Consider the following 11,198-nt stretch of genomic DNA (forward strand, 5'->3'; position numbering starts at 1 on the left):
TTTCCCGATCGCCAACCAGACTTTTCCCCCAATCCGAAGATTTTTTTATTACCGTGCGCTTAGGCAACCTGGGTTGCGGGGGTTTTCCTGATTCAAGACTACGACATCATCCGGGAACCCAGAGCATGCCCAGGTCTTGCCCGATAACCCGGTCCGAGTGCGGGCTTGCGGCCTTCTGCAACCTCGCGAGCGGTTCGTCCGCCGCCTCGTTGCTGAGTTTGAACGTCCTGTGATGGATCGGCAGGAGGTACCTTCCGCCCGAAGCCTCGTGCATGGCCCACACCTGTTCGGGTGAGGCGTGGGCCTCGATCCAGGGGTCGTAGGCTCCGATGCCGAAGATGCCCAGGTCCACGCCGCCCTCATTGGCCAGGGAGTTGAACGCGTCGGTCTTGGCGGTGTCTCCGGCGAAGAGGGTGCGATGCCCGTTGGACTCGATGAGGTAACTGTTGAACCCGCGGTGGCGGTCCCAGGCGGTGCGTGCTCCCCAGTGCTGGGGCTGGAGGGCGCGGAGGCGCACGCCGCCCAGGTCGATGTCTCGGCCCCAACCAAGTTCTTGGACATCGGCGAACCCTCGCGGGATGAGGCGTCCGGTGTTGGCGGCGGTCACGACCACGGTCGAAGGGCGCACGAGCGCCTGGAGCGAGGGTTTGTCGAGGTGGTCGAAGTGCGCGTGGGAGATGAGGATCGCGTCGAGTTCCGGGAGGTCCTCGGGATGGACCGGCGCCGGCTCGAGACGCTTCACGCCGACGACGAGCGGACCGAAGCGAACGCCGATTCGCGAGGAGAAGACCGGATCGGTGAGGATCCACTTGCCGCCGAGGTGGAGGAGGACGGTGGCGTGCCCGAGCCACGACGCGGCGAGCGGCGCGGCGAACCCCTCGGGAATGAATGAGCCGGCGCGCTCGAGGCCATGCCCATGGTGACGCGTGCGGAGTGAATCAAGGATCTCGCGCGGGTACCGCCTGACACTGGAGCGGGCGATGTCGCCGGCCCTTCGGATCCGATCGCGGTGGTTTCGGCGCGGGGCACTCACGAGGCGTTCGCACCAAGGTCATCAGGGGAGATCGATGGGCGTGCCCGAGGGCTGAGTCTGTGGCTGCTGAGGCGTGACGGGCGTGGACGAGGCAGGCTCGTTCGGGGCGTCAATGATCGTCACACCTTCGGGGAGATCGTTCGAGGGCGTCGGCTCGACGACCGGTGCCGGACGAGAGGCGCTCCCTGTTGGGTTCCTTCTCGGTTGACTGACGGCGACGGGCTGCTGACGCGAGACGCCGACATACTCCTCGGCCCCGTCTCGCAGCGTCACGCTCACGCGACGGCTGGTCATCGGAGGCACCGTCACCTTGTTGCGATACGAACGTGACGTCGTGCTCGCGGAGACAAGGCTCCAGGAGAAGGTGTCCTCGCCGGTATCGACGGCCTTGGTGTTGTTCACGAACTGCCCGACGAGCCGCTGTCCGAGGGGGATCTCGATCGTCCAGACGTCCTCGCCGGTGTCGGTGTCGATGATGGTGACGTTGTAGAGCGCGTGGGGCGTGCTCCTGAAATCCACGCGGTCGCGGCTGACACCCAGGCCCGCCTGCTCCGCAGCACACCCGCCCAGCACGAAGCCGACGGCAATCGAGAGGGCGAGAACGATTCGGGAAGTAGAGCGCATCGATCCGGATCTCCTTGGTGCACGCCGAGGTCGAGCCAGGGCGGCATGGGAATGGTCGGCGGGCTGGCGACACGGGGCCACCGTGTCCGATAACCCGCGGCTTCGAGGAGAAGCCGAGGATGGTATCGGCGAAGTGACGCCCGGGTTCGCTGATTCGGGCGGGTGGCGTGGCGGGGTACAGTGGGCGAGCATGGGAGCCACTCCAGTTCAAACCCGATTCCGAATCGGGCATGGGTACGACCTGCACCGCCTGGAGCCGATCGGCACCGAGACCACAGGGCAGGGTGTCAAGCCGCTGGTCCTGGGGGGCGTCCGAATCGAGCACGATCGCGGGCCTGTGGCGCACTCGGATGGCGATGCGCTCCTCCATGCCGTCACCGATGCGATTCTCGGGGCGTTGGCGTTGCCTGATATCGGGCAACTCTTCCCCGATACCGATCCGAGGCATGAATCGCAGGATTCGAGTGTGTTCCTTCACGAGGCGATGCGTCACGCATCTTCACGCGGCTATCACGTGGTGAATCTCGACGCGACGGTGATTCTGGAGCGTCCGAAGTTGTCGCCCCACAAGGAGGCGATGCGAGAAAGAGTCGCGGCGATCCTGGGTGTCGATCGGTCGTGCGTGAACATCAAGGGCAAGACGCACGAGCGGGTCGATGCCGTGGGTGAGGGTCGCGCGGTTGAGGTGCATGTGGTCGTGCTGCTTGAAGCGATGAAAGAGTTGAAGTAGGACTGAGAAGGCCCAGGCGAGACGCATGGGTCACGAGAGAGGGAAGTGCCTCCCGCGGAGTTCACGTGCCGCCGCGTTTCTTGTAGCGTCGTCGGAGGATGGCGTCGGCGAACGGCGGGCAGGCCGTCCCCAGTGCGATGAGCAGGCGCGCGGGCAGGCTCGTCCAGACCTCACCCTTGGGGCGCTCGAGGCATCGGACGATGGCGTTGGCCACGCGCTCGGGGGATTGCTTGAAGGTGACGGACGTGCCTGCGGTGCGCTCCTTCCCGCCGGCACGCTCGACCATCGCCTTGCTGAACTCGGTGTGTGTCCCGATGGGGTGGATCGTCGAGACGTGGATGCCGCTGGATTCGAGTTCGATGCGCATGGCTCTTCCGAGGTGGTCCTGGGCGGACTTGGTCGCGGCATAGGCGAACATGAGCGGGATGGTGATCTTCGACATCGCCGAGGAGCAGATGAGGACATGCCCGGACTTCTGCGCGAGGAGGTGGGGGAGGGCGGGGCGGATGGTGTTGATTGTGCCGAAGAAGTTGCACTCGAAGATGTCGCGGAGGTCCTTGTCGGTCATCTCGTGGGCCTTGCACTCGACGCCGTAGCCCGCGTTGGCGAAGACCGCATGGATGGAGCCGAAGGACTCGATGGTGCGGGCGACGACGCGCGCGCAGTCGTCGGGGTTGGTCACATCGCACGCCTCGGCGACGGCCTTGCCGCCCGCCGCGATAATCTCGGCGACGGCCTTATCGAGCAGTTCGGTGCGCCGGGCGCAGAGCAAGACGTTCATGCCGTTGCGTGCGCAGGCGTGGGCGGTGACGAGGCCGATGCCGCTGCTGGCGCCGGTGATGAGGATGGATTTGCCGTGGAGATTGGTGGGCATGGCGGGACGTGGGGTCGAATGTCGGAGTAGGCGGCCAACAGATCGTGGAGGCAGGAGTAGATGAGCGTAGATGCCGGCTCGGAGAGCCGGCGTCCCTACTCGTTGATCGTGACCCGTTCGCCGGTGCCCTTGTGGAGGAGCCAGCGCCATTCGGGGGCGCGGAGGAGAATGGCAGCCAGGGCGTAGGTGATGCCGCCGACGACACAGAGCGAGAGGATGACCCAGGCGCGGTGCATGCCCGTGCCGGTGCGGGGGAGGAACGGGCTCACAAAGTAAACGGCGGCACCCATGATCGCGGCGGCGAGCACGATCCGTGTGATCGCGAGGATCGTGTGGCGGTCGAGGGTTCGCACGCCCTGGCGGAATCGAAGGAGGAACCCGAGAACGAGGCATTGCACGATGGCGGTCGTCGCGGTGGAGTAGGCGAGCCCCGCCTCGCGCAGGGGCCAGATGAGGACGAGATTCAGGACGAGGTTGAGCACGACGATGCAGGCGGCGAGCGTCATGGGGGTCTTCGTGTCGCCCCGCGCGTAGAAGGCGCGGGTGAAGACGTGGTTGAGGGAATATGCCCAGATTGCCGGGGCAAAGCCGGAGAGGACCACGCCGGCACGAGCGAGACCCTCGGCACTGAATCCACCACGGTCGCGTGAGCCGGTAAAGAGCGTGGAGACGATGTCGTCGCGGACGAGCCACAGGCCGACCGAGGCGGGGAGGCCGATGAAGAGTGAGAGTCGTACGCCTCGACGGAGGACATCGAGGAACTCATCGGGCTTGTCGGCGGTGCGAGCGAGGAGCGGGAAGACTGCGGTGGCGACGGCGATGCCGAAGACGCCGAGAGGGAACTGATACACGGTTTGGGTGAAACTGAGGATGGCGTTGGAGTTCTGGTCGAGGGTGACGCTCCGCCCGAGCATGGTGGGCCCGATCCAGATGGGCCACATGGCGATGAGCATGTCGAGGAAGGTGTTGAGTTGGAGCGTGCCCAGGCCCAGGCTCGCGGGGATGAATCGGTCTTTGACGTTTCTCGCGGGTTCTTTGACGAGGTCGAAAAGGCCGACCCATCGGACCTTGCCGCGGAGCGCGAAGAGCGACCACGCGACCTGAGCGGCGCTCGCAAGCAGGGCGGCCGCGGCGATCGCGTAGGCGAGTGTCGGCTGGTCGGTGAGGGTGCCGGTGAAGAAGAGCACACCCACGGCGATCTGGAAGAGATTGAGGATGATCGGTGCGGCGGCGGGCGGGGCGAATCGGCCGTGGACCTGGAGCATCCCGCCGAGCACCGCGGTGAGGCAGACCGCGGGCATCATCGGGAGCATCAGCATCATGAGTCGCAGCGACATCGCGAGTTCGGCGTTGTCACGGCGGAGCCATAGGCCGACGAGGAACGCGATCTCTCCCAGAAACGTCAGGGCACCGGTCGCGAGGAGGACGAGTCGAACGATGAGCGAGGAGAGTTGGTCGGCGCGCTTTGGGTCGTCGCGCGAGAGGAGGGTGTACTCCGGGAGAAAGGCGGCGGAGAGCGCGCCCTCGCCGAAGAGCCGGCGGAAGAGGTTGGGAATGGCGTACGCGGCACGGAAGGAGGAGGCGAGGGCCGTGTCGCCGAAGATCCGCACGATGACGACGTCTCGCGCGAGCCCGGCGAAGCGGGAGACGAGCGTCAGCCCGGAGACGGTGCGGACAGCAGCGGCGATGGAGCGTGAGGCGTGGGTGGGAACGGCGGGGGAACCTTGCCCGATGGTCGGCGCGGTGGAGGGATCACGCGGCGTTGCGTCAGGTGTGGGCCGCATGGGAGGGGTCATGCGTGCGTCACTTTGCGGGAGAGAACGAGCGCGACGATGCTGACAAGCACAACACCCAGGCAGTCGGCGGCCCAGTCGTCGAACGCCGCGGTCCGATGGAGGACGGGAATTGCCTGGAGGGCTTCGTCGAGGGCGGCGTAGGCGATGCCGAGCAGGCCCGTCGCGAGGATGTTCGTGCGGGAGAGGCGCGGGCCGAAGAAACCGCATGCGATTGCGAGGCCGGTCCACACGCCGAAGACGCCCGCGTGGACGTAGAGGTCCGAGCGCGGGACGACCATCGGGACCTCAAGCCTCGGCCAGTGGGTCGCGGTGAAGAGTGTGGCGGCGTAGAGGGCGAAGGCGACGCGCCACGAACGACGCGGGCTATCACTCACGCGGAAACTCCGACGTTGGGCTCGGGATGATCCTCTTGGGCCGGGGTGGATGTCGCGGGCTTGGTCTCGACCTGCGTCGTCGATCTCTTGGCGAGCATCGCGTCCCAGGCTTGCAGGAGGGCGTTTGCGAGGGCGGCGTAGTCCTCGGCCCCGGGAGCAATGGGGGCGTACTCGAAGATCGTCTGCCCGAAACTGGGGCACTCGGCGAGTTTGATGTTCCGGCGGATCACGGGCCGGAGCACGCGGGCGAAGCGCCAGGGGACGTCGTTCTCGCGCTGCTGGTCGAAGAACTGCTCGAGGTCGGCGACGACCTCCTTGGTGTGCGTGCTCTGGGCCTCGTGCATGCAGAGAACGACGCCCGCGACGCGGAGGCGCGGATTGAGCGACTGCGTGACGAGGGAGACGGTCTCGAGGAGTTTGCTGACGCCATGGAGCGCGAGGAAGTGCGCCTGCATGGGCATGATGACCTCGCGGGCGGCGACGAGGCCGTTGATCGTGAGTTGGCCCAGCGATGGCGGGCAGTCGATCAGCACGAACTCATAGCGATTCTGGAGGCGGGCGAGGGCGTGTTCCAAGCGGCGCTGGCGGTCAACATCGCTGGAGAGCGCGAGTTCGGTCTCGGCCCCGGCGAGATCGGTCTGGGCGGGAAGCACGTGCAGGTTCTCACGCGTGCGGTGGATCGCGGCATCGACGTCGGCGTTGGAGTCGATGAGCACGTCATAGACCGATCGCTCGATGCTCGACGTGTCCACACCAAGGTGGAGCGAGGCGTGGGCCTGGGGGTCCAGGTCCACGACGAGCGTGGGGCGACCGGCGCGGGCGAACGCGGCGGCGAGGTTCACGGTGGTCGTGGTCTTCCCGACGCCACCCTTCTGATTCATGAACGCGATGACCCGGGCCATGCCCGAGCGATTGGCGCTCAACTCCGTTTGGGCTGCCATGGATGGAGTGTATCAGCGGCACGATGGCGGGGAGTGCGGCCTACACGCGTGTCATTGGGACGCCGGTTCGGGCGTGGGGGTTCGCGGAGCGATCGGCGTTGCCGGGGACTTGGGGGCTTCGGCGGTTGGATTCGACGTGGAGGCGGGTCTGGAGTCGAATCGGTTGGCCTGTTCCTCGATGAGTTTCTTGCGGGCGATCTTGATGGCGATGACGCCGATGAACGCCGCGATGACCAGGGCGATGGCATAGATCGACCGGGCCCTGACCATGCTGATCAGGACGCCCAGCGTGGCGAATGAGGCGGCGATGCCATAGAGCACAAAGACCGCGCCCTTGACCCCCAACGACCGCTTGAGCATGTGGTGGAGGTGCTGGTCGTCGGCCTCGGAGATGGACTTCCTGGCCATGACCCGTCGCACGATGGCGAGGGAGGTGTCGATGACAGGAAGGGCAAAGACCAGCAGCCCCGCCACGACAATGAACGTCTTGCCAGTGTCGCCGAAGGACAGAATGATGACGCAGGAGGTGAACCCCAGGAGCATCGACCCGGCATCGCCCAGGAAGATGTTGGCGGGATTGAAGTTGTGGGGAAGGAAGCCCAGGCAGGCGCCAAAGAGGGCGAGGCAAAGGACGATGCGCTGGGAGTCGCGCGGGCCATCGTCGGCGAGCGCCAGTCCCAGGGCAAGGACAAGGAACCCGACGGAGGAGATGGCGGTGGTGCCGGTGAGGAGGCCATCAAGCCCGTCGATGAGGTTGGCGGCGTTGCACAGCCCAATGACCGCGAAGGCGATGATGGCCGTCCCGGTCCAATAGATCACGTCGAGGGTGATGTGGTCGAGGTTCAGGCCTGGGATCGAGAATGGGAGTGGGATATTCCAGACGAGGTGCTCATTGCCGATGAGCATGCCGATGGGCTGGAGGAATCCTGTGGCGAGTTTCACGCCGAAGTTCTCGACGGCGAGGGCGGCGGCGGCGACGAGTTGTCCGCCGACCTTCACGCGCGGGCTGATTCCCGTCACGTCGTCGATCAGCCCGATGATCATGATAATGGTGAGACCCAGCAGCACCGAGAGAGGCACGGGGGCGACATCGCCGGCGAAGTCGGTGTGCGTGGTGGCGTGCGTCGTGAGCAGGCCGGGGATTCGAGGACCGATGTAACTAAAGAGAATCCCGAGCATCAGGCCTGCATAGACGGCGACGCCGCCGAGGTAGGCGATGGGCTGCTTGTGGACTTTTCGCGCCTCGTTGGGGCGATCGATGATGCCGTGAGAGACGGCCAGCCGCCGCATGATCGGCGTGACGAGGAGCGTCCCGAGAAAGGCGATGAAGAAGACGCCGATGTAGCCGTGGAAGATGCTGAGGCGCGTGGCGTGGTCGGCGGCGTGCTCGATGCCTGCGGCCTGGGCGACCTGGTCGACCTGGTTCGAGAGTTCGACCACCTTGGCGCGCAGGATCTCGATCTGGTCGTTCACGTCGGGCGACTGGGTCTCAAAGAGCGAGGAGGAGATCTGGGGAATCATCGGGTATTCCCCTTGGAAACGGCAGTGTGGGCCGAGGACTGGAGAGCGGACACGTCGCGCCGGTTGATCGATTCGGCAAGATCCACGATGGTTTGGTCGAGCGAGAACCTCGGCTCGAAACCAACCGCGTCACGGAGCCGATCGAGCGAGGGGACGCGGCGAAGAAGATCCTCAAAGCCGACGGGATAGTCCGCGGCGTAAGGCACCATCTTTACGGACGACTTGGACTTAAGGACCAACTTCACCCGATTCGCCAGGTCGAGGATGCTGATGGGCGTGTCGCTCCCGACGTTGAAGACTCGGCCATGGCATGCTGGCGCGCGGAGGAGCCGGGGCAGGACCTCAACGACATCACGCACGTCACAGAAGCAGCGGATCTGTGTGCCATCGCCATGGACGGTCAGTGGCGCGTCGTCGAGAGCGGCGGCGACGAACCGGGGGAGGACCATGCCATACTCCCCGAGTTGGCGCGGGCCGACGGTGTTGAAGAATCGTGTGACCACTGCGGGGACGGCACGCTGGCGGTGATAGGCGAGGGCGAGGAACTCATCGATCGCCTTGGAGCACGCGTACGACCAGCGCGTGATCGTCGTCGAGCCATAGACCGAGTCGTCGTCCTCGTGGAAGGGCGTCTTGGTCGATTTGCCATACACCTCGGAACTCGAGGCGATGAGGACAGGCGCAGGCGATTGTCTCGGGCCCGCCCTGGCGGCGAAGCGAAGGACCGCGGAGGTGAGCTCGACATTCGTGTCGATCGCGGAGATGGGGTCGTCGATCACGAGTTTGACGCCGACGGCCGCGGCGAGGTGATAGATCTCGTCGAAGGTCTCGTGGGTGAGCGGTCCCAGAATCGCCTCGCGGACGTCGCTCTCGATGAAGGACAGATCCTCGTGCGTGGCGGGGAGATTGGAGCGTCGACCGGTGGAGAGGTTGTCGACGACGACGACGGATCGCCCCTCGGCGAGCAGTTGGTCGCACAGGTGTGAGCCGATGAAACCCGCCCCGCCGGTCACGAGGACGCGGCGCGGGTGTTTCGTCGTCGGGTTGGATCCTCGGTCGGGCATGGGTGGTCGTGCTTAGGACTCGGATTTCGCGTTGTACTCGCTGGCGACGCGGATGTTGCCACGGAGGTAGCCGCCGCTCGCGGCACGAACGGCGTTGATCACAACGCCCAGGAACTCGGCCTTGGTGTCGATGAGTTCGTTGCGGACGCGGGCGATCATGCCCCGCTTCTCGCCGAACGCCTTGACGACGAGGATGGAGGCGTCGCAGCGTGAGGCGAGCGCCACGCCGTCGCCGGCCACGATCGCCGGGGGCGTGTCGATGAGGATGATGTCGTAGCGATGTCGAAGATCGGTGAGCAGGAGGCCCATCGTGTCGCTCGCGAGTCGCTCGACGACGCGCTGGGTGCGAGACCCGGCGGGGAGGAAATCGAGCGTGCCATCGATGTGCTGGATGGAGCCATGAAGATCGGCCTCGCCGCTGAGGATGTCCGAGAGGCCCGGATGCTCGGGGCGAGCAAAGACCTTGTGGAGCGCGGGCTTGCGGAAGTTGGCGTCGACCGCGAGGACCTTGAGGTCAGCGGCGGCGGCGGCGAGGGCGAGGTTGGCCACGATGCTCGTGGCGCCCGACTCGGGAAGGCCCGGAGTGACCACGATCGTGCGAAGACCGCCGATCTGCGCACGCTTGAGGACCGACGCGCGGAGTTGGCGGAACGATTCGGCGACCACACCCTGGGGCGCGTCGCGGAAGGCCGTCTCGGGCGTCCCGCCGGTGATGTGGTCCTCTGCGGCGTCGGGGATCCAGCCGAGGAGTTTGGTGCGGGGAATCGCGGTGATGTCGGCGGGGCTTTTCACACGCTGGTCGATGAGTTCGCGTGCCACGGCGATGCCGCCCACGAGCGTGACCATGAGCAGGACGCCCGCGGGGAGCATGAGGGCGATCTTCGGGAAGTCGGGCTCGTTGGGGACCTGCTGCGGCTGGGCGATGACCACGCGGCTGGCGGTCTCGAGTTTCGCCGCGCTCAGGACTTCCTGGAGGTCGCGTTCGCGGTCCGCCCTGGCCTGCTCGTTGTTCTCGAGGCGTGCGCGAATGTCCTCGAGTTGGGCCTCGATGCGGAGGAGGTCGTTGAGACGCAGCGCGAGTGTCTGCTTTCGTTCGTTGAGCGTGCTCAGCGTGCTGAGGAGGACTTCGGTGATTCGTTGTGCTCTTTCGAGCGTGCTCGCGAAGAGTTTGCGCTGTGCCTCCTCGCGATTTCGTTCGAGCGTGGCCTTCGAGGCGTTGAGCTGCGACTCGACCGAACGGACCGAGCGGTGATCCGGGCCGTATCCCTGGTCGCGGAGTGCCTGCAGCGATGTCTGCAAGATGTTGACCTGTTGCTTGGAATCCATGACCGCGGGGTCACGCTCGGCAGAGTCGATGATCTCGTCCGTGTAGGTGATGCCCGCGGGGCTGGTCTGCTGGGCCAGGAGCGATTCGTACTGCTGCCGGGCATCCTCGTGCTGCCCCTGGACACGGACGATCTCCTCGTTGATGAAGCCGAGTTCCTGGAGCGTGGCTTCCTTGCGCTCAACAACGGTCCCGTCGTTCTGTGCCGAAGTGATGTTGTTGCGCTCCAGGACGAGCGCCTTGTTGTCGTTGCTCAGTTGCGTGATGGACTCGCGGATGGCCTTCGAGAGGTCGTCGGAGAGAGCCTTGCTGTTGTCGTCGAGATCGCGCCGGTAGGCATCGCCGATGAGGCGGAGGATCGAGGTGGCCTCGACCGGATCGCGCCAGCCGAAGGAGAGCTCGATGTAGACCGTGGACGTATAGATGCGGGCGCGGGCGTGGTCCACGAGTTCCTCGAGGGCCTTCTTGGAATCAAAGACCGTCCCGCCTGCCCCGGTCTTCATGAACCGTGCGCACCATTTGGGGGCGACGTTCTGCAGCTCGATGCTGTTGGCGACGCGAGTCAGGATCGACTCCTGCACCATGTGCTTCGCTTCGGTCGCCATGAACCGGGTCGTGTCCTCGGACGACATGTACGCCACCTGATTCGGATTGGCGCTCTGGGGCGGAAGGCACTTGAAGATGATGGCGGGGCGCCACACCGGAGCGAGTCTGCCCAGCACGAGATGCGACCCCACCCCCAGCGCCGCGCCGAAGATCGCCGCGGCGGCCAAGAGCCACTTGTACTTGTTGAGGAGTTTGATGGGATCGATCGCGCCGAGAGCCGCCTGGGCGACGGGCGTGTGGGCCTGCGATTGCGGGCGTGGCTGGCTGGGGTTGAGTGGTACGGTGCTCATGGGTCGTCCTTGAATCCGAGA

The 11,198-nt window shown here is 65.7% G+C and carries 10 protein-coding genes; 1 reads left to right on the forward strand and 9 read right to left on the reverse strand.

Going from position 1 to position 11,198, the window contains the following annotated elements; translation table 11 throughout:
• Positions 1–106: 106 nt before the first annotated feature.
• Positions 107–1,033 (reverse strand): MBL fold metallo-hydrolase, encoded by a 927-nt coding sequence (locus tag IPK69_10240; GenBank protein ID QQS08367.1) that lies wholly within the window; start codon positions 1,031–1,033, stop codon positions 107–109.
• Positions 1,034–1,054: 21 nt separating this feature from the next.
• Positions 1,055–1,657: a hypothetical protein gene (locus IPK69_10245; protein QQS08368.1), complete on the reverse strand. Its 603-nt coding sequence runs from the start codon at positions 1,655–1,657 to the stop codon at positions 1,055–1,057.
• Between the two features lie 190 nt (positions 1,658–1,847).
• Here IPK69_10245 and ispF point away from each other — a divergent pair, with 190 nt between their 5' ends.
• A complete protein-coding gene (gene ispF / locus IPK69_10250; GenBank protein QQS08369.1) occupies positions 1,848–2,387 on the forward strand; it encodes a 2-C-methyl-D-erythritol 2,4-cyclodiphosphate synthase in 540 nt (179 codons plus the stop codon).
• 61 nt (positions 2,388–2,448) lie between these two features.
• On the opposite strand, the gene IPK69_10255 is transcribed toward ispF, so the two are convergent.
• The 7 genes from IPK69_10255 to IPK69_10285 all read right to left on the reverse strand — a co-directional run bounded on the left by IPK69_10255 (position 2,449) and on the right by IPK69_10285 (position 11,177).
• Positions 2,449–3,261, reverse strand: coding sequence for an SDR family NAD(P)-dependent oxidoreductase (locus IPK69_10255; GenBank protein QQS08370.1), 813 nt, complete (start codon positions 3,259–3,261; stop codon positions 2,449–2,451).
• A 95-nt stretch (positions 3,262–3,356) separates the two neighbouring features.
• On the reverse strand, positions 3,357–5,045 hold the full coding sequence (gene murJ / locus IPK69_10260; GenBank protein QQS08371.1) for a murein biosynthesis integral membrane protein MurJ: 1,689 nt from the start codon (positions 5,043–5,045) through the stop codon (positions 3,357–3,359).
• An 8-nt stretch (positions 5,046–5,053) separates the two neighbouring features.
• A complete protein-coding gene (vanZ, locus tag IPK69_10265) occupies positions 5,054–5,431 on the reverse strand; it encodes a VanZ family protein (GenBank protein QQS08372.1) in 378 nt (125 codons plus the stop codon).
• A complete protein-coding gene (locus tag IPK69_10270; GenBank protein ID QQS10465.1) occupies positions 5,428–6,333 on the reverse strand; it encodes a ParA family protein in 906 nt (301 codons plus the stop codon). The genes vanZ and IPK69_10270 overlap by 4 nt, the downstream gene beginning before the upstream one ends.
• A gap of 90 nt (positions 6,334–6,423) precedes the next feature.
• The gene (locus tag IPK69_10275) at positions 6,424–7,893 is read right to left on the reverse strand and encodes an undecaprenyl/decaprenyl-phosphate alpha-N-acetylglucosaminyl 1-phosphate transferase (GenBank protein ID QQS08373.1); all 1,470 of its coding nucleotides are present in this window, start codon (positions 7,891–7,893) and stop codon (positions 6,424–6,426) included.
• On the reverse strand, positions 7,890–8,957 hold the full coding sequence (locus IPK69_10280) for a GDP-mannose 4,6-dehydratase (GenBank protein QQS08374.1): 1,068 nt from the start codon (positions 8,955–8,957) through the stop codon (positions 7,890–7,892). Before IPK69_10280 ends, IPK69_10275 begins: the two co-directional genes overlap by 4 nt.
• Positions 8,958–8,969: 12 nt before the next feature.
• On the reverse strand, positions 8,970–11,177 hold the full coding sequence (locus tag IPK69_10285) for a polysaccharide biosynthesis tyrosine autokinase (GenBank protein ID QQS08375.1): 2,208 nt from the start codon (positions 11,175–11,177) through the stop codon (positions 8,970–8,972).
• Positions 11,178–11,198: the final 21 nt, after the last annotated feature.

It is taken from the genome of Phycisphaerales bacterium (assembly GCA_016699835.1).
Classification (GTDB): Bacteria; Planctomycetota; Phycisphaerae; order Phycisphaerales; family UBA1924.

What these genes read in the sequence shown, in the direction of transcription:
- IPK69_10245 (QQS08368.1), bottom strand. Translation starts at nt 1,657, where the DNA reads ATGCGCTCTACTTCCCGAATCGTTCTCGCCCTCTCGATTGCCGTCGGC.
- ispF (QQS08369.1), top strand. Translation starts at nt 1,848, where the DNA reads ATGGGAGCCACTCCAGTTCAAACCCGATTCCGAATCGGGCATGGGTAC.
- IPK69_10255 (QQS08370.1), bottom strand. Translation starts at nt 3,261, where the DNA reads ATGCCCACCAATCTCCACGGCAAATCCATCCTCATCACCGGCGCCAGC.
- murJ (QQS08371.1), bottom strand. Translation starts at nt 5,045, where the DNA reads ATGCGGCCCACACCTGACGCAACGCCGCGTGATCCCTCCACCGCGCCG.
- IPK69_10270 (QQS10465.1), bottom strand. Translation starts at nt 6,333, where the DNA reads ATGGCCCGGGTCATCGCGTTCATGAATCAGAAGGGTGGCGTCGGGAAG.
- IPK69_10275 (QQS08373.1), bottom strand. Translation starts at nt 7,893, where the DNA reads ATGATTCCCCAGATCTCCTCCTCGCTCTTTGAGACCCAGTCGCCCGAC.
- IPK69_10280 (QQS08374.1), bottom strand. Translation starts at nt 8,957, where the DNA reads ATGCCCGACCGAGGATCCAACCCGACGACGAAACACCCGCGCCGCGTC.
- IPK69_10285 (QQS08375.1), bottom strand. Translation starts at nt 11,177, where the DNA reads ATGAGCACCGTACCACTCAACCCCAGCCAGCCACGCCCGCAATCGCAG.